At 72.9% G+C, this 21,555-nt stretch carries 21 protein-coding genes and 1 riboswitch; of the genes, 12 read left to right on the forward strand and 9 right to left on the reverse strand.

Annotation, left to right across the window (positions count from 1 at the left end):
• Positions 1-131: 131 nt before the first annotated feature.
• Together ACZ6RT_RS24700 and ACZ6RT_RS24705 are read right to left on the reverse strand one after the other, a co-directional pair.
• The gene (locus tag ACZ6RT_RS24700) at positions 132-1,166 is read right to left on the reverse strand and encodes a hemolysin family protein (RefSeq protein ID WP_399190494.1); all 1,035 of its coding nucleotides are present in this window, start codon (positions 1,164-1,166) and stop codon (positions 132-134) included.
• Positions 1,163-2,650, reverse strand: a complete 1,488-nt coding sequence (locus ACZ6RT_RS24705) for a hemolysin family protein (RefSeq protein WP_470156397.1) — start codon at positions 2,648-2,650, stop codon at positions 1,163-1,165. The genes ACZ6RT_RS24700 and ACZ6RT_RS24705 overlap by 4 nt, the downstream gene beginning before the upstream one ends.
• Positions 2,651-3,333: 683 nt before the next feature.
• On the opposite strand from ACZ6RT_RS24705, the gene ACZ6RT_RS24710 reads away from it, so the two are divergent.
• Complete coding sequence (locus ACZ6RT_RS24710) at positions 3,334-4,308, forward strand: LCP family protein (RefSeq protein WP_399190498.1); 975 nt, start codon at positions 3,334-3,336, stop codon at positions 4,306-4,308.
• Between the two features lie 92 nt (positions 4,309-4,400).
• On the opposite strand, the gene ACZ6RT_RS24715 is transcribed toward ACZ6RT_RS24710, so the two are convergent.
• A complete protein-coding gene (locus tag ACZ6RT_RS24715) occupies positions 4,401-5,048 on the reverse strand; it encodes a GOLPH3/VPS74 family protein (protein ID WP_399190500.1) in 648 nt (215 codons plus the stop codon).
• 154 nt (positions 5,049-5,202) lie between these two features.
• Here ACZ6RT_RS24715 and ACZ6RT_RS24720 point away from each other — a divergent pair, with 154 nt between their 5' ends.
• The 4 genes from ACZ6RT_RS24720 to ACZ6RT_RS24735 all read left to right on the forward strand — a co-directional run bounded on the left by ACZ6RT_RS24720 (position 5,203) and on the right by ACZ6RT_RS24735 (position 8,770).
• Complete coding sequence (locus tag ACZ6RT_RS24720) at positions 5,203-5,826, forward strand: DM13 domain-containing protein (protein ID WP_399190502.1); 624 nt, start codon at positions 5,203-5,205, stop codon at positions 5,824-5,826.
• 141 nt (positions 5,827-5,967) lie between these two features.
• Positions 5,968-6,573 carry a TenA family protein gene (locus ACZ6RT_RS24725; RefSeq protein ID WP_470156399.1) on the forward strand — a complete coding sequence of 202 codons (606 nt, stop codon included), beginning with the start codon at positions 5,968-5,970 and terminating at the stop codon, positions 6,571-6,573.
• A 146-nt stretch (positions 6,574-6,719) separates the two neighbouring features.
• Complete coding sequence (locus tag ACZ6RT_RS24730) at positions 6,720-7,043, forward strand: rhodanese-like domain-containing protein (RefSeq protein ID WP_399190506.1); 324 nt, start codon at positions 6,720-6,722, stop codon at positions 7,041-7,043.
• 232 nt (positions 7,044-7,275) lie between these two features.
• Positions 7,276-7,388, forward strand: a riboswitch (TPP riboswitch).
• Positions 7,379-8,770 (forward strand): purine-cytosine permease family protein, encoded by a 1,392-nt coding sequence (locus ACZ6RT_RS24735; protein WP_470156400.1) that lies wholly within the window; start codon positions 7,379-7,381, stop codon positions 8,768-8,770. (Overlaps the previous riboswitch by 10 nt.)
• Before the next feature lie 148 nt (positions 8,771-8,918).
• Here ACZ6RT_RS24735 and ACZ6RT_RS24740 read toward each other — a convergent pair whose 3' ends face one another.
• Positions 8,919-9,503 (reverse strand): methylated-DNA--[protein]-cysteine S-methyltransferase, encoded by a 585-nt coding sequence (locus tag ACZ6RT_RS24740; RefSeq protein ID WP_344892159.1) that lies wholly within the window; start codon positions 9,501-9,503, stop codon positions 8,919-8,921.
• 125 nt (positions 9,504-9,628) lie between these two features.
• Between ACZ6RT_RS24740 and ACZ6RT_RS24745 the strand changes: the two genes are divergently transcribed.
• Both ACZ6RT_RS24745 and ACZ6RT_RS24750 read left to right on the forward strand, forming a co-directional pair.
• On the forward strand, positions 9,629-11,500 hold the full coding sequence (locus ACZ6RT_RS24745) for a PAS domain S-box protein (RefSeq protein ID WP_399190510.1): 1,872 nt from the start codon (positions 9,629-9,631) through the stop codon (positions 11,498-11,500).
• 175 nt (positions 11,501-11,675) lie between these two features.
• Positions 11,676-12,107, forward strand: a complete 432-nt coding sequence (locus ACZ6RT_RS24750) for an ATP-binding protein (RefSeq protein ID WP_399190632.1) — start codon at positions 11,676-11,678, stop codon at positions 12,105-12,107.
• A gap of 210 nt (positions 12,108-12,317) precedes the next feature.
• On the opposite strand, the gene ACZ6RT_RS24755 is transcribed toward ACZ6RT_RS24750, so the two are convergent.
• From ACZ6RT_RS24755 to ACZ6RT_RS24765, 3 genes are all read right to left on the reverse strand, one after another.
• Entirely contained in the window at positions 12,318-13,013 is a 696-nt protein-coding gene (locus ACZ6RT_RS24755) for a YidC/Oxa1 family membrane protein insertase (RefSeq protein ID WP_399190512.1), read from the reverse strand.
• A gap of 284 nt (positions 13,014-13,297) precedes the next feature.
• Positions 13,298-13,564: a DUF6412 domain-containing protein gene (locus tag ACZ6RT_RS24760; RefSeq protein WP_399190514.1), complete on the reverse strand. Its 267-nt coding sequence runs from the start codon at positions 13,562-13,564 to the stop codon at positions 13,298-13,300.
• A complete protein-coding gene (locus ACZ6RT_RS24765) occupies positions 13,561-13,728 on the reverse strand; it encodes a hypothetical protein (RefSeq protein ID WP_399190516.1) in 168 nt (55 codons plus the stop codon). The genes ACZ6RT_RS24760 and ACZ6RT_RS24765 overlap by 4 nt, the downstream gene beginning before the upstream one ends.
• Positions 13,729-13,844: 116 nt before the next feature.
• Here ACZ6RT_RS24765 and ACZ6RT_RS24770 point away from each other — a divergent pair, with 116 nt between their 5' ends.
• On the forward strand, positions 13,845-14,540 hold the full coding sequence (locus ACZ6RT_RS24770; protein ID WP_470156401.1) for a response regulator transcription factor: 696 nt from the start codon (positions 13,845-13,847) through the stop codon (positions 14,538-14,540).
• Positions 14,537-15,664, forward strand: coding sequence for a sensor histidine kinase (locus ACZ6RT_RS24775; protein WP_470156403.1), 1,128 nt, complete (start codon positions 14,537-14,539; stop codon positions 15,662-15,664). Before ACZ6RT_RS24770 ends, ACZ6RT_RS24775 begins: the two co-directional genes overlap by 4 nt.
• 15 nt (positions 15,665-15,679) lie before the next feature.
• Here ACZ6RT_RS24775 and ACZ6RT_RS24780 read toward each other — a convergent pair whose 3' ends face one another.
• The gene (locus tag ACZ6RT_RS24780; protein ID WP_470156405.1) at positions 15,680-16,435 is read right to left on the reverse strand and encodes a hypothetical protein; all 756 of its coding nucleotides are present in this window, start codon (positions 16,433-16,435) and stop codon (positions 15,680-15,682) included.
• Between the two features lie 229 nt (positions 16,436-16,664).
• On the opposite strand from ACZ6RT_RS24780, the gene ACZ6RT_RS24785 reads away from it, so the two are divergent.
• From ACZ6RT_RS24785 to ACZ6RT_RS24795, 3 genes are all read left to right on the forward strand, one after another.
• A complete protein-coding gene (locus ACZ6RT_RS24785; protein ID WP_399190524.1) occupies positions 16,665-17,018 on the forward strand; it encodes an STAS domain-containing protein in 354 nt (117 codons plus the stop codon).
• A 48-nt stretch (positions 17,019-17,066) separates the two neighbouring features.
• The gene (locus tag ACZ6RT_RS24790) at positions 17,067-17,747 is read left to right on the forward strand and encodes a glycosyltransferase family 2 protein (protein ID WP_399190526.1); all 681 of its coding nucleotides are present in this window, start codon (positions 17,067-17,069) and stop codon (positions 17,745-17,747) included.
• A 171-nt stretch (positions 17,748-17,918) separates the two neighbouring features.
• Positions 17,919-19,379, forward strand: a complete 1,461-nt coding sequence (locus ACZ6RT_RS24795; RefSeq protein WP_470156407.1) for an MptA/MptB family glycosyltransferase — start codon at positions 17,919-17,921, stop codon at positions 19,377-19,379.
• Here ACZ6RT_RS24795 and ACZ6RT_RS24800 read toward each other — a convergent pair.
• Entirely contained in the window at positions 19,261-21,552 is a 2,292-nt protein-coding gene (locus tag ACZ6RT_RS24800; RefSeq protein ID WP_470156409.1) for a hypothetical protein, read from the reverse strand. The genes ACZ6RT_RS24795 and ACZ6RT_RS24800 overlap by 119 nt on opposite strands.
• Positions 21,553-21,555: the final 3 nt, after the last annotated feature.

Below are 21,555 nucleotides of genomic sequence, written 5' to 3' on the forward strand. Positions count from 1 at the left end.
GAGGGGGGGGGGGGGGGGGGTGTTGGCTGTTTTTTTTTGGGGGTGGGGGGGGGGGGGGGGGGGGGGGGGGGGGGGGTGGTGGGACCGCCCCCCCCCCCCCCCCCCCCCACCACGGTGGAAGGGAAAGCCCGCTATCGGGCCGTGAGCGCCCGTACGTCCAGGATCTCGCCGAGCAGGTCCGTGAGGCTCACCATGCCGATCACCTCGCCGCCGCCGTCGGTGACGAGCCCCAGGTGGGCGCGGGCGTCCTGGAGGGCCGAGACCGCGTCGGGAATCGTGGTGCCCGCCTCCAGGCGGGGCACCGGGCGGGCGAGCTCGGCGGGAGTCGCCTCGGGACGGACCAGGACGTCCCTGACGTGCACCACGCCCAGCACGTCGCCCGGACGACCGGAGGTGACGAGCATGCGCAGGTGCCCGTCGCGCGCGGCGACCTCGCGCATGTGCGCCCCGGTCGCGTCGGCGGGCACCGAGGTGGTCTCCGCCAGCGGCAGCATCAGCCGTTCGACGGGCTGCTGGTGGACCCGCAGGGCCCGGGTGAGCAGGTCGTGCTCGTCGCGGTCGAGCAGGCCCATCCGGCCCGACTCCCCGACCAGCATCGCCAGCTGGACCGGGGTCCTGGTGGTGGCCAGCTCGTCCTTGGGATGGACCCCGAACAGCCTCAGGATCTGGTTGGTCAGGCCGTTCAGCGTGGCGAGCACGGGACGGACGACCCAGGTGAACCCCCGGAACGGCAGGGCCAGGGCCATCGCCGCGGTCTCCGGGTGGGTCAGCGCCCACGACTTGGGCGCCATCTCGCCGACGACCATGTGCAGGAAGGTGACGAGGGCCAGTGCGATCACCAGCGAGATGGGGACCTGGAGCGACTCGGGTACGCCGACCGCGGCGAAGACCGGCTCCAGCAGGTGCTCGATGGCGGGCTCGGTCACCATGCCCAGCCCGAGCGAGCAGAGCGTGATGCCGAGCTGCGCCCCCGCCAGCATCAGCGAGAGCTCCCTGCCGCCGCGTACGGCGGCGCGGGCCGTGATCCGGGTCAGACGGCCCCCCTTGGCCGCCAGCTCCTCCAGGCGGTGCCTGCGGGCCGAGATGACCGCGAACTCGGCGGCCACGAAGAAGGCGTTGCCGATCAGCAGGGCCACGCCCAGCAGCAGTGCCGCCGTGGTGCTCATCGTCGCCTCCCCCCGCTCCGCTCGATCATGGGCGCCTCGGGACCGCGTTCGATCATCCGTGGCTCGGATGTCATCGCCTCGCCGTCCCTCCCGGCGTCCGTCGCCGTTCCCTCCGCCACGTCCGTCCCGGTGCCGTCGTCCCCCGGGGGTGTGGCCAGCGAGAGCCGTACCCACTCGGGGACCCTGCGGTGCACCGACAGGACCGTCAGCTCGGCGTCCTGCTCGTCGGCGCGGTCGTTCTCCAGCGGGTCGTTCTGCAGGGTCAGCGTCACGGTCACCCGGTCGCCAGGCTCGGCCATCCGGCCGAGGGTGGCGAGCACCAGGCCCGCGGCGGTGTCGTAGTCGTCGCTCTCGGGCAGCTGCAGGCCGATGGCCCGCTCGATCTCGTCCAGCCGGAGCGTCCCGGGCAGATCCCAGGTGCCCTCCTCACCGGCCACGACCCCGGCCGGTTCGGGGTCGTTCTCGTCGATGAGCTCGCCGACGAGCTCCTCGGCGAGGTCCTCGACGGTGACCACTCCGGCCAGGCCGCCGTACTCGTCGATGACGCACGCCAGGTCGTCGCGGGCGACGCGCATGCGCTCCAGCACGACGGGCAGCGGCAGGGAGGTGGGCACCAGGAGCGCGGATCGGGTGATCTTCTCCAGCGTGCCCTCGGTCAGTCCGGACCTGAGCAGCTCGCGTACGCCGGTCACCCCCACCACGTCGTCGCCGTTCCGGCTGCACAGCACCGGGTAGCGCGAGTGGCCGTGGGTGCGCACGGCCTCGATCAGGTCGGAGATGGGCCGCTCGTCCCTCAGCAGCACGACGCGCGGGCGGGGCACCATCACGTCCTCCGCGGTGCGGTCGCCGAACTCCAGCGCGCGCTTCAGCAGGTCCGACAGCCGCGGCGGCAGGTCACCGGCCATTGCGGAGTCGGAGATGATCCGGGAGAGCTCCTCGGGGCTGGCACCGTGCTCGATCTCCTCCACCGGCTCCACGCCGACCAGGCGCAGCAGGCCGGTGGCGGCGGAGTCGAACAGCCGGATGACCGGCCCGGCGATCCGCAGGTAGATCATCGTCGAGCGGGCGAGGAACTTCGCCACCGGCTCCGGACGGGCGATGCCGAGGTTCTTGGGGGCCAGCTCGCCCAGGACCATCTGGATGACGGTGGCGACCGCGACCGCCAGCGCCACGGCGATGCCGGGTACGGCTCCCGGCGGCACGCCGGCGCTCTCCAGCCAGGGGCGGATGACGGTGGCGATCGCGGGTTCGGCGATGAAGCCGACCAGCAGGGCGGTGACGGTGATGCCGAGCTGCGCGCCGGACAGCATGAAGGACAGGCGCCCGGTCACCGCCAGTGCCCGCTCGGCGGCGGCGTCCCCGGCGTCGGCCTGCTCGCGGAGCACGCCGCGGTCCGCCGCGACGAAGGCGAACTCCTGGGCGACGAAGTAACCGGTGGCGAGAGTGAGGAGAAGTACGGCCAGCAGGCCCAGAGCCGTGTTCACCGGGGGATGCTCCCGACCGGTTCAGCGGGTCCCGTGCGCGTGCACGGGCAGGTACTCCACGGGTCCGCAGTGGACACGATCATCCTTTCGAGCAGAGGTAGTCCTCTACCGTAACGATCCGGGTGGGGCTTGATGTTTCCGGATCGGCCGTCGAGCGCATTATTGGTGGCTAACCACCCCTATGAGTACTTTTGCATAAGGAAACCTTGGTGACCCGGCGGCATGCGCGTGAGCCACGACGTAGCGTCGATAATGACGTTTTCACCAAAGATCGAGAAGTGGCGGGACACGACGTGGCTGACAGGCCCGAAGACGACGATCGCACTCGTGCGCTGCGATCGCCCACGCCGGGGTCCGTGCCGCAGGGAGCGGCCGGACGGCCCGCCCCTCCCTCGCGAGGCGGGCCGGCGTCGCCCCTCCAGGAGGTGACGGCGCCGCGGCGCGGGGCCTCCGCCCGTGAGGCGTCCACCGGGCAGGAGGCGCCCGGGGAGGTGCCGCGCCCCCGGGGAAGCTCGCGGGTGTACGGCAAGGCCAGGCCGGGTTCCAGCCCGGTCAGGCCGTTGAAGGCGTCCTCGGCCCCGGCCCCCGGCGTTCCGGCGCCCGCGGGCCCGCGGGCGGGAGGCCCGGGGGGTCCGGCAGGTCCGACAGGTCCGACAGGTCCGACAGGTCAGGGAGGATCGCGCGTGTCAGGCTGGCGGCCCAAGCGTCCCGGACGGCTCGCGGTACGGATCCTGGCCGGTGTGGTCGTCGTGTTGCTGGTCCTGGCCGTCGGCGGGTACTTCGTGGTCAGCTCGCGGCTGGTCACGATCGACGCGCTCGGCGACTACGAGGGACGTCCCGCCGACACCCCGGGCACCAACTGGCTGCTGGTCGGCTCCGACAGCCGGGCCGGTCTGACCGCGGCCCAGCGCAAGAAGCTCGCCACCGGCAAGGCGGTGGGGCGCCGTACCGACACGATGATGCTGCTGCACATCCCCGACGGCGACGGCCGCCCGACCCTGGTCAGCCTGCCCCGGGACTCCTACGTGCCGATCGACGGCCACGGCAGCGACAAGCTCAACGCGGCCTACGCCTTCCAGGACGGCGGGCCCAAGCTGCTGGCCAGGACCGTGGAGAAGGTCACCGGGCTGCGGCTCGACCACTACATGGAGATCGGCTTCGGCGGCTTCGTCGGCATCGTCGACGCCATCGGCGGCGTGGAGATCGACGTCAAGCAGGCCATCAAGGACCCCAAGGCCGGGATCAACCTGAAGAAGGGCCGGCAGGTCATGGACGGCGGGACGGCCCTGGGCTACGTCCGCACCCGCGCCACCGGCAACATCCCCGACCTGGACCGGACCCAGCGCCAGCGCCAGTTCTTCTCGGCGGTGGTGAAGAAGGCCGCCAGCCCGGGCGTCCTGATCAACCCCTTCACGTCCGTCCCGCTCGCGCTGAGCGCCGCCGACTCGGTGTCCGTGGACGAGGGGACAGGGGTGTTCAACCTGCTCTCCCTGGGCCTGGCCATGGGCGACAACCCGGTCACCACGGTCGTCCCGGTCGGCTCCCTGCCCACCATCAACGGCCAGTCCGTCGTCAAGTGGGACCGGGAGAAGGCCCTGCGCATGTTCGAGGCGCTGGCCCAGGACAAGGCGGTCCCCAAGGACGTCCTGGCCAAGTAGGCGCTCCGCCGGGCGGGGACGTCCGGCGGATGAGGCCGAGCCGGTGACGGGCCGCTGAGGGGCCGGTGGGCAGGGCGGTCGAGGGGCCGGTCTCAGCTGGTCGTGGTGGTGACCACGGCACCGGCGATCACGGCCGTCATCACGGCGGCGTTGACGGCTGCGATGGTGTCGGAGACCGCCTTGCCGGCCCATCCGCCCTCGACGATCTCCTTGATCCGCTCCTTGCTCGCGTCGGGGAACGCCTTACGGTCGATCTTGGCCGCGTGCAGGATCGCGATCAGCACCGTGACCCGCTCGTCCGGGACGGCACCCGACAGCACGCCCTGCACCCGCTCGCGGATCTCCAGCTCGACACGCGGGTCACGCTCGGGGTAACGCGTGCTCGGAAAGATCCCCAGCACCTTGTGCCGCTCCTCGTCCAGCACGCCCCGCTCCGCCAGGCGGGACAGCAGGCGCCTGCGGAGCTTGTCGGTCTGAAGCTTCTGCACCCACCACTCGGGCTTGCGCGCCTTGGTCTCCGCCGCCATCCGCGCGAGCGGCCCGTCCAGCTCCTCGTCGCCCAGGGGGGTCGTGTCGCGGACGGTGACCTTCTTGTCGGCGAGGTCGATCCGCCCGGCGACGGTGAGCTCGCCCAGCAGCGCGCCACCGAGCGCGGCGTTCAGCTCCGTGGAGCCGATGAGCTGCTTTCCGTCCTGCTCGCCGTACGCGAGCAGAAGTACTTCCTCTGCGATCGTCGTCATGGCCCAGACACTACGTCGCGGCTCCGGGGCGGGTGTAAGCACTCCGTAAGCGATGGGCGTCCCCATCGGCGATAGCGTCGCCCCGAGGTCGCGGGAACGCCCGTCGGCCTCGTTCCCGGGCCGAGGCCCGGGGGCTCGACGCTGGAGGTGTCCGATGAGGGTCAAGAGGTTGCTCCGGCATCCCGTCACCCGGGTCGTGCTGGTGATCGGCGCGGTGGCGGTCGGTGTCGCCCTGTACCTGTTCCAGCCCTGGCGGCTGTTCACCGTCGTGGAGGTGAACGAGGCGCTGCCGGTCGCGGAGGCGCCATCCTCCCCGGCGTCCCCGGGGGCCTCGGCGTCACCGGAGTCCGAAGCGTCCCCGGCGTCTCCGGAGTCCCCGGCGGACGGCGGGACGGGCGAGCCCACCCGCCCCGCCGAGACCTCCTCGGCGCCGAAGAGCCTGGCCACGGGCACGTTCGTCTCCCACGAGCACGACACCGCCGGTACGGCGAAGGTGCTGGAGCTGCCCGACGGGAGACGGATCCTGCGGATCGAGGACCTGAACACCTCCGACGGCCCGGACCTGAGGGTCTGGCTGAGCGACCAGCCCGTCAAGCAGGGAAGGGCCGGTTGGTTCAACCTGGACGACGGCAGGCACCTCGAACTGGGCGACCTGAAGGGGAACAGGGGGAACGCCAACTACGCCATCCCGGCCGGGGCCGACCTCGACGACCTGAAGAGCGTGACCATCTGGTGCAAACGCTTCAGCGTCTCCTTCGGCGCCGCCGCCCTGAGGTGACCGCGTCCGGGGGACGTCCCGAGGCGATCCGCGCCTCCGGGAGCGAGGGTCGGGACCGTCGAAGCGTCTTGCGCCTTCGGGAAGCGGAGGCCGGGACCGTCTCGGCGCGGCCGGACGCCCGCCTGGCACAATGCCCGGACTATGAGCGTTTCCGAGGAACTGCATGTCATCGGCCGCCCGCTCGTCGAGGCGCAGCTGGCCCACCCGACGGTGGCGGGCATCGCGCGGGGGGACCTGCCCGAGCCGGTGTTCCGGTCCTGGCTGGAGCAGGACTACCTCTTCCTGCTCGACTACGTGCGCGTCTTCTCGCGGCTGGCCTGGCAGGCCCCCGACGGGCATCTGGGCGACCTCGTGGACCTGGCCCACTCCACCTTCCACGACGAGCTGAACCTGCACCGGTCCCTGTCGGCCGGGTTCGGCGCCGACCTCGACGGGGCGACGAAGGGACCGGCCTGCGCGGCCTACACCGCCTTCCTGCTCGACTCCGCCGCGGTCTACGCCGACGGCCTGGCCGCGCTCTATCCCTGCATGTGGGGCTACTCCACCCTCGGCAGGAGGCTGGCCGAGAACCCGCCCGAGGAGCCTCGCTACCGCGCCTGGGTCGACACCTACGCCCACCCGGGCTTCGCCGAGCTGACCGGGAGGATCGCGGTGATGATCGACGAGGCGGCACCGGACCCGGACCGGGCCCGGAGGCTGTTCACCGAGGGGATGACCCATGAGATGGCCTTCTGGGACGTGCCCTGATCTCGTTCCCGTCCGTCCTCCGGCTTTGTGGCACCGGATGACCGACCGTGCCGGTTCGTCCTTCACCGGGGAGGATCGAAGGTCCGGATGAGGGCGTCCGAGTGGCTTTGCGCCCCATCGGGTGGCGGAGTTGGAACAATGAGCGCATGAATGTTCCTGAGGTCGAGGTGCAGGCCGTGCCGGATGACGCGTTCCTGCTCGACGTACGCGAGAACGACGAGTGGCGCGCCGGGCACGCGCCGGGAGCCGTCCACATCCCGCTGGGAGAGTTGCAGTCCCGGGTCGGTGAGGTGCCCAAGGACGCTCCCGTCTACGTGGTCTGCCGGGTCGGCGGCCGTTCGGCGAGCGCCACCGCCTGGCTCAACCACGGCGGCTGGAACGCGATCAACGTGGAGGGCGGAATGCGGTCCTGGGACTTCGCCGGCCGCCCGATGGTCGCCGACGGTGGTCACGACCCGTTCGTCGCCTGAGCCGCACGGACCACGGAGCCGCGCCGGCCGTGAAGCCGTCCGGGCCGTGACGTCGCCCGCGTTGTGAAGCCGCTCCGACCGCGGAATCGCTCCGGTCGCAAAACCGCCGGGTCGCGGAGCCGTCCGGGTCGTGAGGCCGCCGGTTGGACGTCCGCGCGGACCCGGTACTGGCCGAACACGGACCTATGGTGCATCATGATGGGCGCGAGCTGGGGTGACCCCGGCTTCGCGTACCACCCGACGCGGGAGCTTGGGGCAACCAGGCTGAGAGGGCAGCTACAGCTGCTGCCGACCGCATGAACCTGTCCGGGTAATGCCGGCGTAGGGAGCATGTGATGGCGTCTGCCGCCGTTGACTCTGCGAGTTCCACGAATCCGGGGGCGGCCGAGGCCCCCCTCACCCTCGACGAGGCTCCTCCCCGGGCGCTCGGCGTGCTCGACCAGGGCGCGCTCTGGGCCAACCTGGGCGTCAGCCTGCTCGGCTTCTCCGGCGCGATCGCGCTGATCGACCCGCTCGGCGACCGGCCGCTGAGCTTCGTGGCCGCGATCGTGGCCGCGGTGGTGGGCAGCCTCGTCGGCACCGCGATGGTGGGCCTGGCCGCCATCCCCGGGCAGCGGACCGGCGCCCCGGCGATGGTGCTGCTGCGCGGGTTGTTCGGGGCGAGGCTGTCCTACCTGCCGACCGTGCTGAACATCGTCCAGATGCTCGGCTGGGGCGCCTTCGAGCTCTGGGTCATCGCCCAGGGCGCGCAGGCCATCGCCGGATCCTTCGGGGTCGAGGTGCCCTACCCGGTCTGGGTGGTCATCGCGGGGGTGATCACCACCGCCTTGACCATCCGGCCGCTGGGAGCGGTCCGCCTGCTCCGCCGGTACGTCACCGCCGCCGTGGTGGTCTCGATGATCTGGTTCCTGGTCGCCCTGTTCCAGCGCGGACCGGCGATCGGTGGCGGGTCGTGGGAGGCGTTCGCCCCCTCGGTGGACTACGTGATCGCGCTGTCGGTCTCCTGGGTGCCGGTCGCGGCCGACTTCGCCCGGTTCTCCCGCTCGGGCAGGGCCTCCTTCGCGGGCGTCGTCGGCGGCTACACGATCGCCCAGGTGGCCTGCCTGGTGCTGGGCATCGCGGCGCTCGCGCTGGTCGGCAACGACCCGGACAGGGTGTGGGAGCCCTTCGTGGCCGCGGCGCTCGGCCCGCTGTTCTTCGGCGTCCTGGTGCTGCGCGAGACCGACCAGTCGTTCGTGAACGTCTACTCCACCGCGACCTCGCTGCAGAACCTGCTGCCCCGGCTGGACCGCAGGATCATCTCCGGGGCCATCGGCGTGCTGGTCACGCTGCTCGCGATCTTCGTCGAGGCGGACACCTACACCGGTTTCCTGGGCATCATCGGTGCGGTCTTCGTCCCGATGTTCGCGGTGCTCGTGGTCGACTACTTCCTGCTCGGCGGCGCCGCGCACTGGGACACCTCCGCCACCGCGCCCTCGCGCGGGCTCATGATCGTCCCCTGGGTGCTCGGCTTCGCGGCCTGGTGGATGCTCACCGCGCTGCCGGTCGCCCCGGAACTGGCGTGGTGGACCTCGTTCTGGACCGGTGTCCGCGACCTGGTCGGGTTCGTCCGGCAGCCGTGGATGAGCGCGGCCGTCGGCGCGTTCCTGGTCGCCGGGCTCGTGACCCTGGCCGTCGGCGCGCTCCAGCGCCGCTTCCGGGGCGCCGGACGAGGCGGGAGGCCCTGACCGTACGGGAACGAGGGTGACGGGGGCTTCCGGCCGTGCGGGCGGGAGCCTCCGGCGTGCGCGGGCGGGGGCTCCAGCCGTGCGCGAGCGGGATCTCCGACGGTGCGGGCGAGGCTGCGGGAAGCCGGTCGTGCGGGACGGGCGAGGGCTACAGGACGCCGGATCCGCGGGCGGCCGCGGTGGACTCGATGTGCAGCAGCCGCTCCTTGGCCGCCGAACCCCCGGCGTACCCGCCGAGGACGCCCTCGCTCTCGACCACCCGGTGGCACGGCACGATGACGCAGACCGGGTTGCTGCCCAGCGCGTTGCCCACCGCGCGCAGCGCCCGGGGCCTGCCGATCCGCTCGGCGATCTCGCGGTAGGTGGTCACGGTCCCGTACGGTACCGAGAGCATCATCTGCAGTACGGTCCTGGAGAACTGGGTGGCAAGGCGCAGGTCGACCGGTGTCGCGAAGGCGCGGAGCCGGGCGGAGAAGTAGGCGTCCAGCTCCCGGCGGACGGGGTCGAGGCGCCGGGCGTCCGGTCCGATGAAGGTGCCGACCTCGCGGCTGACCCGCTCGAAGACGACGTTCTCGTCCTCGTAGCTGCAGGCCACCACACCCCGGGCGGTGACGGCCAGGGTGAGACGCCCCAGCGGCCCGTCGAGCGTGCCGAACGCGATGTCGGGATGACTCGTCCCGACATAGTCGGGCGAGGTCACCCGTAGCAATGCATCGATGTCGCCGGATGACATGGCCCCACCCTTTCGTATCCAGGTGTGTGGTGACCGCAGAGTATCGGACGGATCGCCCGGCCAGTGGCAACACGTGCGGGCCGAAAGTGCCAAGATCAGACCGGTCGAGGCGGCACTATGGGTGGGTGGTGGACTACAGGGCCGGGATCGCCGGGGGCATCGGCCGCGAGGTCGTCGCCGCCGCGCCCAACGCGATCGTGGCCATCGACCGCGAGCAGACGGTCCTGGCGTGGAATCCCGCGGCCGAGCGGCTGTTCGGCTGGCCGGCCGGGGAGATGATCGGCCGCCGGGCGCCGGTGGTCCCCGAGGAGCTGACGGCCGAGCACAACGCGGTCCTGGAGAAGGTCCGGATCGACGGCCAGGTGTCGCTGCGGACCAGGAGGTTCCGCCGCGACGGCAGCCTGCTCGACGTGCGGGTCGACACCGGCGCGCTCTGCGGGCACGACGGCACCCTGCTGGGGTACGTCAGCGTCTACCACCTGGCCCAGGACGACGAGAGCGCCAACGACCGCAACGCGCGCCGCGGCCGGCTGGTGCGCCGCCTCACCGACGTGGTCGCCGACATCAACGCCGAGCTGGAGCTGCCCGCGGTGCTCGACCGGATCGCGGCCAGCCTCGCGGAGCTGACCGGCGCCGACGCCGGTGGCTTCGTGCTCATCGAGGGCGACCGGCTCCGCCTGGTGGCCCGGCACAACCTTCCCGACGCGCTGCGCGACTCCACCGCCGACCTGCGCACCAGCCTGGTCGGCAGGCTGCTGCGCGAGGGCAGGACCCTCATGCTGGAGACCGGCGACCAGGCCCGGCTGGACGAGCTCATCTGGTCGCGGCTGCCCGGCCTGCACACCGTCGCGCTCGGGCTCGCGTCCATGGGCGGGCGGCCGTACGGCGCGCTGTACGCGCTGTTCGCCAAGCGCAAGGCGGGCCACCTGGAGCTGGAGCTGCTGGAGCTGCTGGCCGGTCACGCGGGCATCGCCGTGGGCAACGCCATGGCCTACCAGGAGGCCCTGCGGCAGCGCGCCCACGAGCGGGCGGTCTTCGACGCCAGCGCCGACGGCATCGCGGTCCTCGACGACCTGGGGCGGGTCGTGCAGTGGAACCCGGCCGCGAGCGAGCTGACCGGTTTCCACGCGGCCGAGGTGATCGGCGGGCCGCCGCCCTTCCGGCTGCCCGCGCCGGGGGAGAAGCTCACCATCCAGCTCCCCTCGGGGACCTGGCTGGACGTGCTCTGCGCGGAGATCGTGGAGACCGGCGAGATCGTGGTCGACTTCCGCGACGTCACCCGCGCCAAGGAGCTGGAGGAGGCCAAGGACCTCTTCCTGGCCACCACCAGCCACGAGCTGCGCACCCCGATCACCGTGGTCCGAGGGTTCGCCGCCACGCTCGACGCGCGCTGGGACGGCATGACCGACGGCGAGCGCCGCGCCGCCGTGCACACCATCGCCGAGCGGGCCCGCTCCCTCGGACAGCTCATGGACCACCTGCTGCTGGGCGCGCGGGCGGGCGCGGGCGAGCTCACCCTGCGGATCGAGGGCTTCGACCTGGCCGAGTCGGTGCGCTCGGCCACGCTGGGGCTGCCGGTCCTGTCCGACCTGCACCGGGTGGAGGTGGACGTGCCCGGCGACCTTCCCCGGGTCTCCGGCGACGCGCTGGCCACAGACATCCTGCTGGGCCAGCTTCTGGAGAACGCCTTCAAGTACTCCCCGGACGGCGGCCTGATCAGGGTCCAGGCGTGGGTGGAGGGCGAGCGGGTGGTGCTGGTGGTCGACGACGAGGGCGTGGGCATCGCGCACGCCAGCCGGGAGCGGGTCTTCGAGCGTTTCGTCCAGGCCGACAGCGGTGACCGCCGCAGGTTCGGCGGGGTCGGTCTCGGCCTGTACATCGTGCGCAGCCTGGCGCGGGCCCAGGGAGGAGAGGTCTCCGCCCATCCCCGGCCCTCGGGAGGGACCCGGATGAGGCTCGCCCTGCGGATCGACGACACGCCCGGCGCCCTTACCTGATCGACACGCCGAAGCGGTAACGAGACCGTAACGGATGTGCTGATCTATTGTCGAATGTGCACAAGCTGTAGTCGACACTCGGTTTCCATGGCTGCGTAACGGGGCATTTCGGTCGTACTGGGGTGAGTTCCTCAGGGGGGTTCAGGGATACGGGGAGGTGAGTGCGTCGAGCGTCGTGTTGTTGCCGTATGCACCGTCCAGCGTCGCTGTCGCACGCCAACGCCTCTGCTCTGACCTGCAGGAACGGGGCGTGTACAAGGACGCGGTGGAGGACGCGGTGCTCGTGGTCAGCGAACTGCTGAGCAACGCGCTGCGTCACGCACACCCGTTGCCGTCGGGGCAGATCAGGGTGTCTTGGGAATGGAACGAAGAACACGTCGAGGTCGCTGTGAGTGACGGCGGCGCGGCGACCGAACCGAGGGCCGGGCGCCCGGCACTCTCCTCCCTGGGAGGACGGGGTCTCGGAATCGTCGAGTATCTGGCCTCCACATGGGGGGTCAGACACGAAGGGGGCGTGACCACGGTGTGGGCGGTGGTCACGGTGGCCGACACGTTGGGTAACGGCCGTGTCTCCACTCCCGAGCCCGCGCTCAGAGAGTGCGGCTGACCCCTTCACCGGATCCGCCCGCGATCTCCGTCCCGTCCCACCTGTCATGGGACGGGACGGAACCCCCAACGGCCCCTCCGGATCACCCGCCCAGACCACCGGCCCCCTGCCGCGTGCCCGCTTCCTCGGAGACCACCGGGCCCCTGCCCGCTGGCCGGGCCCGGGTAGCGGTGGCCGTTCGGCTGGCCGGGCCCGGGTACCGGTGGCCGTTCAGCCCGCGGTGAGCGCGGGACGGTGCAGCACCGCCCGCTCCCCGGCCGTCCACGCCGTGCTGACCAGCAGGTAGATCCCGGCCGCGAGCGGCAGCACCATCGCGGCGAGGACGGTTCCGTACGGGAGCAGGGGCATCAGCCGGCGCAGTGCCGCGGGCTGGACGTCCGGGCTCATCGTGCGCCGGATCCTCCGGGAGGTGATCCACGCCACGGCCACGAGCAGCACGAACAGGCCGGCGAAGACCAGGGTCGGGCCGCTGAGCAGCCCGAAACCGGCCACCGTACCGGCGAACTGCTGCCCGAGCGGCACCCCGAGAAGCCCGTGGGTGAGCAGCGCGTTGGCCTGCCCGGCGATCGTCGAGGAGATGAAGACCTGGTAGGTGACCAGCAGGAAGGGCGCCTGGGCCAGGGACGGCAGGCAGCCGGCGAGCGGGGAGGTGCCCTCCTTGGCGTAGAGGGCGGACAGCTCCCTGCGGAGCCGCTCGGGGTCGCGCTCGTGGCGCTTCCTGAGCCGCTGCACCTGCGGTGCGAGGCGGGTCCGGGCCCGCTCCCCCCGCGCCTGCATGACGCTCAGCGGCAGCAGCAGGAGGCGGACGAGGACGGTGAACACGATGATCGCCAGAGGGGTGGAACCCAGCGGCTCGGCGAGCGAGGCGATCAGACCGGCGGTGAACCCGATGACGGGGTCGAACATGACGGAACCCTTCTGAGCAGAGTGGAGACGGCACAGAAGGCGCCCGCGAGCCACGGGGGATCTTTCCGGTACGCGTGCGCGCAGCGCGCCGACGGGGCACGCTCACGGCGCGGTGCTCACATGAGAACGACGGTTCCCGTACGAGACCGGCGGTGCACGTACGAGGACGGTGACGCCCACATGGGGACGACGACGCTCATACGACGGCGCTCATACGACGGCGACGGCTCGTGCGAGAACGACGGCTCGCGCGGGATCACACGCGTATGCGGAAGGAAGAGGGGTCACGCGGGCGCCGGGCCCGCCGAGGGCGCACGGGGCCGGGGCCTGCCGGCCGCGTCGGGGTCGAGCTGCCGGACGAACATCGTCCGCCTCGCCCGGTCGCGCCGGGACAGCAGCGACCGTGGCCCCGCGTCGGAGGAGACGGGCGCGGGGCGCAGTGCCCAGGCGAGCAGGAGCACGCCCAGCCCGACCACGGCGGCCGCCGCCGGCGCACCGCCTCCGTCGAGCATCCAGACGGCCAGCGTCTGGAGGGCGAGCAGCAGGTTCACCTCGTGAACCTGGCCACCACCGTGACCATGGCGACGACGGCCAGGGCCACCAGCGCCAGCACGAGCGCGAGCTTCAGCAACCCGAACAGGGCGGGCAGCACGAAACCGAACACCACGTAGAGCGCGAGCAGGACGCCCAGAACCGCCATCACGATACGACCCATGCGCTCCACCGTACGTCGGCCGAGCAGGCCGTGAGCGGCTTGATCATAACGATCGGGGCGCGCCTGGACCGGCGGCGGGATCGAGGACCGGTCCCGGCGGGCCTACCGTGGTGGCCATGAGCGCGCGGATTCTGGTGGTCGACGACGATCCGATGGTGGCCGAGGTCGTGGCCCGCTATCTGGAACGTGACGGTCACACGGTCGAGTGCGTCGGCGACGGTGCCGAGGCGCTCAGGCGCGCGCTGGCGGACCCTCCCGACCTGATGGTGCTCGACCTGATGCTCCCCGGGCTGGACGGCCTGCAGGTGTGCAGGAAGCTCAGGGAGCGCCGGCCGGTGCCGGTGATCATGCTGACCGCGCTGGGCGAGGAGATGGACCGGGTCGTCGGCCTGGAGACCGGCGCCGACGACTACGTGACCAAGCCCTTCAGTCCCCGGGAGCTGGCCCTGCGCGTGCAGTCCGTCCTGCGCCGGGCCCGCGGCGCCTCGCTGCCGGCCGGTACCGGGGTGCTCAGGGACGGTGACCTGACCGTCGACGTGGGCGCCCACGAGGTGAGGTTCCGCGGCGAGGAGATCATGCTGACCGCCCGCGAGTTCGACCTGCTGGCCTACCTGATGCGCAACCCCCGGCAGGCCTTCAGCCGTTCCGCCCTGCTCGACCAGGTCTGGGGCTGGTCCTTCGGTGACTCCTCCACGGTGACCGTCCACGTCCGCAGGCTCCGCGAGAAGATCGAACCCGACCCGACCGTGCCGCGGCGGATCGTCACCGTCTGGGGCGTCGGCTACCGCTACGAGCCGCTGGCGGAGTCATGATCAACGAGATGGCGCTGATCGTCGCGGTCACCGCCGGGCTCGGCCTGCTGGTCGCGCTGGCGGGACTGGGCGCGATGTGGCTGCTGCGCGAACGGTCGATCGGCGCCATGCTCACGGTGGTCGCGGTGGTGACCGTCGTGGCGACGCTGGGCGGCGTGGTCGCCATCACCCTGAAAATGATCATCGAGGGTACGCCGAGGGACATCGTGCTCAGCGTGGTCGCGGTGGGCGGCCTGGTCGGGCTGGGCGTCGCGACGGTGCTGGCCCGGCGGGTGGTGGCGGCCAGCCGCAGGCTCGTCGACGCGGTGCACGCGGTACCGGCCTCGGGGGAGTTCACGCCGCCCACCGGCCTGCCCGCCGAGCTCGGCACCATCGCCGTGAGCCTGGACCGCGCCTACCGGCGGCTGCGCCTGGCAGGCGAGCGGGAGCGGGCCCTGGAGAGCGCCCGCCGCGAGCTGGTCGCCTGGGTGAGCCACGACCTGCGCACTCCCCTGGCGGGCATGCGGGCCATGGCCGAGGCCCTGGAGGACGGGGTGGTCTCCGACCCCGGGACGACCGGCCGCTACCACCGGCAGATCCGCCTGGAGGTGGACCGGCTGTCGGGCATGGTGGACGACCTGTTCGAGCTGTCCCGGATCCACGCCGGGGCGCTGCGCCTGTCACGCGGCAGGATCGGCCTCGGCGACCTGGTCGCCGACGCCCTGGCCGGGGTGGAGGAGCTGGCCAGGGCCAAGGGGGTACGGCTGACCGGCGAGGTCGACCCGGTGATCCCGGTCCAGGCCGACGCGGCCGAGCTCTCCCGGGCGCTGCGCAACCTGGTGGTCAACGCGATCAGGCACACGCCCGGGGACGGCACCGTCGTGGTCCGCGCCTCGGCCGGGGACGGGGTCGCCCGGCTGTCCGTCACCGACTGCTGCGGCGGCATACCCGCGGACGACCTGCCCCGCGTCTTCGACGTGGCCTTCCGCGGCGAGGCGGCCCGTACCCCCACCGTCGACGGCACCGGGGCGGGGCTCGGCCTGGCGATCGCGCGCGGCATCGTCGAGGCCCACGAGGGAGAGATCGGTGTCGTCAACTCCGGCCCGGGCTGCCGTTTCGAGATCAGGCTGCCCCTGTCGGCGTGAACGTTGCGGTCGTCCTCACGTCCCGCCGGAACCGAAGCCGGTGTCGCTCGCGTCGCCGGACCCGGGACCGTCCACCCCACCGGATCCGCCTCCGGCCTCGGAGCCCGGCCCGCTCCCGCGACCGGACCCGGCCTCGCCGCTCCCGAAGCCGGACCCGGGCCCGGACACGGCGGACCCGGACACGGACCCGTTCCCGGAGCCCGACCCCGACCCGTTCGTGGACCCCGGCCCCGATCCGAGGCCGAGGGCACCCCGGTCGCCGGTGGCCCCGGATCCGGTCCCGTTGGCGGCCGGTGCGGACGTGACCTCGCCGTCGGGCCGTACGGAGACCATGAGGGTCATCTGCGCGCACTCGCCGTCGGTGTCCGGCTCGACGTGCTGGCAGGAGGTCAGCCTTCTGGTGGTGCCGAGGGACTCCACCATCGCCCGGAACGTCGGGCACGGCCACCGCCACATGCAGCTGCGGCAGCGCAGGATCGGATGGGCCGCGTCGCTGGTGATGCCGCCCGCGTCCCGTGGCTGGTGCAGGTCGAGCAGCCGGACGCCCAGCGTGGCGAAGTCCAGGAGCTCCTCGCGGGCCCCTTCGAGGAAGTCGAGGTCCTCGACGGACAGACGGGTCCTGATCGGCACGTGTCCCTCGTGGTTCACCAGGCTGCGCAGCGAACTCGCCGCATCGCGCCACGAGGTGGCCTTGCCGGTACGTGTGATCATGGACTCCAGGTGCTCCTGGAGCCGCTGCCGCTGGAGGTCCTCGGGTAGGTCGGTGTTCATGGGTGGTTCGAGCCCGTTTCTCGTGACTCAACGGCCACCGCTGCGGTAGCGCAGCGGCGATCGGGAGGTGGCGGGTCCCCTCCCTGTTTCCGGCCAAGCCGGTGTCGCGCAGTGTCAAGCTTCGCGCACTCAGGGTTTCCGTGCGGCGGAAACGGGGGACAAAGGGCGGACGACTCGGGTTGTTCAAGAGAACGTGACCCGTGGCTCTCGCGCCGCTAGTGTGCCCGCTGTGGAGCTAAAAGTCTCAAGTCGATCTCATGCCGGGCACACCGTCGTGACCATCATTGGCGAAATCGACCTATATACCGCGCCTCGCCTGCAGGCCGAGTTCACCCGGCTGCTTGGCCAGAACCAGACCATGCTCGTGGTCCTCGACATGTCCGCCGTGGAGTTCTGCGACTCCACCGGCATGAACGTGCTCCTCTCGGCGCTCAAGCGGCTGCGTGAGCGCGGCGGCACGCTGGAGGTGGCGGCGCCCCGCCCTGCCGTGCGTAAGATCCTTCAGGTCACCGGACTGGACTCGGTCTTCGTCGTGCACGAGACCATGCCGGAGAAGCTGCTGAGTTCCGAATCCCAGGGATGACGCCCCGCCCGCGGCCGAGGCCCGGGATCTGCACGCTGGAGGTGCTCGATGACCGGCACGGCGGCGATCATCCCCGCCAAGGACGAGGCCGACCGGATCGGGGCCACGGTGGCCGCGGCCCTGGCGCTGCCCGGCGTCGACCTCGTCGTGGTCGTGGACGACGGCTCGGCCGACCGGACGGGGAGGATCGCCAAGGCGGCCGGGGCCCGGGTCGTGCGGCACAGCCGCAACCGGGGCAAGGCCGCCGCCATGGAGAGCGGTGCCGAGGCCGTCCGCCTGCTCGACGGCCCGCAGCCCCGGCACCTGCTCTTCCTCGACGCCGACCTGGGGGAGACCGCCCGTACGGCCGCGCCGTTGATCGAGCCCGTCGCCTCGGGAGAGGCCGACATGACGATCGCCGTGTTCGTCACGCGCGTGAAGCTCGGCGGGCACGGGTTCGTGGTGAAACTGGCCCGGCAGGGGGTCGAGCGCGCCACCGGCTGGACGCCGGCCCAGCCGCTCAACGGCCAGCGCTGCCTGACCAGGGCGGCCTTCGAGGCGGCCCGGCCGCTGGCCCGCGGTTTCGGCGTGGAGACGGGGCTCACGATCGACCTGCTGCGCAAGGGCTTCCGGGTGCGTGAGGTCCAGGTGGAGATGGCCCACCGGGCCACCGGCACCGACTGGAGGGCCCAGCTCCACCGGGCCAGGCAGTTCCGCGACGTCGCCCGCGCCCTGCTGGCCCGCCGCTGACCCTGTCCCGGCCCTGCGCCGCCTCCCGGCATCCGCGGTCGATCACGCGGCCGTCACGGTGTCCCGTCGCCGCTCGGCGTGCCGTCGCGTGATCGGTGGCGCGGGCGGACCCCGCGGTCGCGGCCGGAGGCGGCACGCCCGGCACCGCTCGGGATGTGGTGGAATTTGCCGGTGACCCGGGACGCGTCGGTCGTCGACGAGAGGCGGAGTCCCGCCGGCGACGCGCCGCGCGGGCCGGACGTCGCCGCGTTCGGCCTCCTGGCGCTCTCGGTGGCGACCACGGTCTCGATCGGCCTGCTGGGCCCGTCCGCGATGGTCCCCGGGCTGCCCGGCCCCTCCTGGCAGCCCCCGTACGCGCTGGACGCCCGTCCCGGCCCCCACCTGGTCATCGCCATGGGCCTCGCCGCGATCGTGCTGGGCGGGCTCGGTCTCGCCGGCGCGCTCCGGTCCCGGTGGAGTCCTCCCGCGCGCCTGCTGCTCGTGGCCGGTTGCGCCGCGGCGGGCCTGATCGCCTTCCTGCCGCCCTCCGGGTCGGCCGACCACCTCAACTACGCCGCCTACGGCCGCCTGGCCGTGCTCGGCCACGACCCCTACGCGATCGCCCCCTCGGCCGTGCCCGGTGACCCGGTCACCGGCGCGGTCGAGGAGTGGACCGGGGTGACCAGCGTCTACGGCCCGGTGGCCACCGCTGTGCAGGCGCTGGCGAGCCTGGTGGGCGGCGACTCGGTCAGGCTGACGGTCTTCGCCATGGCCGTGGTCAACGCCGCGGCGTTCATCGGCACGGCGCTGCTGCTGCACCGGTTCGCCGCCGGGGACGAGCGCCTGCGGAGACGGGCGGCGCTGCTCTGGGCGGCCAACCCGTTGCTGCTCTACCACCTGGCCGCCGGGATGCACGTCGACACCCTCGCCATCGCCTGCATGGTCGCCGCGCTCGTGGTGCGCGGGGCCGCCTCCGGGGTGCTGCTGGGGGTGGGCATCGGGATCAAGCTCAACGCCGGGCTGGTGGCGCTCGGCCCGGCGTGGGAGCTGCGCCGCTCTCCCGGCCGGCTCGCCGTGGTGGCCGGGACCGCGACGGTGACCGTGCTTGCCGTCTACGCCGTCGCCGGGCCGCACGTGCTGGACCAGGTGAGCGCCGCGAGCAGAAGGGTCTCCCTGGCCACCCCCTGGCAACTGGTCAAGACCGGCCTTCAGGAGGTGTTCGGGCCGGGCGCGTACTCGGCCTGGATCCAGGCCGGTTCCCTGGCCCTGATGGTCTTCCTGGCCTGGCTGCTGCTGCGGGTCATGCCCTCCGGCGACGCGCCCGCGGTCGCCGCCGCGGTGGTGGTCGCCTGGCTGTTCGCCGCCCCGTACGCGCTGCCCTGGTACGACGGGCTGGCCTTCGCGCTGCTGGCGATGGTCTCCTGGCCCGCGCTGGAGGGCTTCATGGTGGCCAGGGTCACGGTGCTCTCGCTGGGCTACCTCCCGGCCAGGGAGGCGCTGCGGCCCGAGGACCTGCTCTGGCTGAAGACCCTGGTCAGGGAGCGGGTGGTGCCGTGGACGCTGCTGGCCGTGACGGCCGCCCTGGCGTACTGGGCGGTGCGGAGCGCACGGCGCGCACCGAGGCGGCCAGTGTCAGCGGAACCGCGACCGTGAGCGCCATCGCCGGGATCGCGATGCCCGAGTCGTTCATCAGGAACCCGATCAGCGCGCACGTCAGCGCCCCGATCAGCCCGGCGCGCAGCGCGGGCGCCTGCGCGTAGGCCCGGCCCAGGGCCGAGGCCCCCCACCGCGACGGGCGGTCCAGCACCAGGAACAGGAACGCCAGCGCGACCAGGGTGAGCAGCGAGAGCGACCAGTTGCCGACCGTGACCCCGATCATCGCCGAGAACTTCCGGCCGACCACGGTCCACGCCTGCCCGTCCAGCACCTGCTGGACGAAGGCGCCCAGGTGGGTACGGCTCGCCGGGGGCCTGCTCCAGTCGGCCACCGCGATGGCACCGACCAGCAGGCCGCCCGCCAGACCGGCCAGGCCCAGCCGGACCGGTGAGAGCCGGCCACCGGCCAGCAGGATCAAAAAGACCGTGACCCCCACCAGGAACGCCGGGACCCCGCCGAAGTCGGCCCCCCAGGCCGGCCAGCCGTCGGCGAACACCGCGAGCCCCCCGTACGCCGCGCAGACCGAGAGCGCGAGGCCGCGCCGGCCCCGCGAGAGCAGCCACTGGCCGACCCCGGCCAGGGCCAGGATCGTCCCGGCCGAGTAGACGGCGAAGGCGATGTTGCCGAAGCCGTAGAAGCGCCCGCCGGTGACCGGCTCGTAGCCGGTGACCGCGTTCACCTGCAGCGCCGAGCCGGTCATCACGTCGGCCAGCAGCGTCACCGACGTGACGCCGGCGACCACGGTGAGCGGGCCCAGCGGATGTGCCCGCCAGGGCCGGGCGAACGCCACCGCGGTGATCGCGCAGGCGAGTCCGAGGATCGTCGCGATCACCGAGACCATCGGGACGGGCAGGGTCCACCACGGGACGAGCTGCGCCAGGAAGGTGGAGACCGGGACGGCCCCGCTGACCACGGCGACGACCTGGACGGCCCTCAGGGCCCGCGCCCCGCCCCGGCCGCGCCGGATCGCCAGGGCGGCCAGCAGGTAGAACAGGATCTGCACCGTCACGAGCACCGCGAAGAAGGGCCCCCGCACCGTGACGAGCACCTGGCTCGCCAGGTCGTCGTCGGCCAGCTTCCCGGCCGTGGCCGTGACCGGTTCCCCGCTCGGCCCGATGCCCTGCCAGGTCCGGCCCACGACCCCGTCCGGGGTCGGCAGGCCCAGCAGCCCGATCGCGGTGGCGGTCAGGTCGGTGTTGGTGACCAGGCCGTCCTGCCGGGTGGAGGCCGCGCCGAGGTACCCGCGGGGGTAGGGCGTGCCAGCGGGGGACGGGCCGTGGGCGATCGCCACGTGCAGGTGCGGCGCGGGTGAGGTGTCGGCCAGGCCGGCGACCAGGACCGTGGTGCCCGCGGGTCCGGCGCCCGCCGCGCCCGGCCGTGGCAGGCGGTCGAGGACCTGGCCCACCACGCGGTCGGCCCCGGCAACCGCCTCCCGCCTGACCCGGTCCGTCATCGCGCCGGGGATCGCGTCCCGCGTGGCGTCCGGGGAGGTGCCCGGTGCGGGCCCGCCGCCGGTCCAGGCCCGGGTGAGGTCACCGGCCTCCACCACGACCAGCCCGTACGGGGACAGGTCGCCGAGTCCCGCCACGTCGGCCGCGTACCGCGCGACCCTTCCCGACGCGTCGGCGGCGCCCAGGGCGGCTCCCGGCCCGGCCGCGGCCACCTTCAGCCCGGCCTCCGTCACGGTCCGCCCGAGCCGCCCGGGGACGGCGCGGAAGGCGGTGGTGGCGTTGAAGGCGGACAGGGCGGCCCAGCCCGGCACGCTCGCCCCGCCGCCGGGTGTGGCCTGCGGGACGGGCGGGGCGGCGCAGCCCGCGCCGGGCGCCCCGGCCCGCTGGCCCGCCGAGACGGTCAGCCAGCCCGCCGCCGGGCAGGTGATCGCCCGCTCCGGCGGGGGGACCGCCCGGGTGGACATGGACGCGGACCCGCCCTCGCCGGCGAGCCGCCACAGGTTCGGGGTCCTGGCCGGATCGAGGTCGCTCCAGAGCAGGCCCGGCACCCCGACGATCACGACCCGGCCGGCGGGGGCCCGGGACGCCGAGGCGGCCTCCGCGGCACCGGCACCGGCGAGCACCGGGACGGCCAGGAGCGCGCAGACCAGGACGAACAGCGGCGCGAGCGGCGCGGGGACGATCCCCGCGGGCCCGCGGCCGTGCTGCGTCGAAACCATCGG

The sequence above is a fragment of the Streptosporangium sp. NPDC050148 genome (assembly GCF_055586505.1).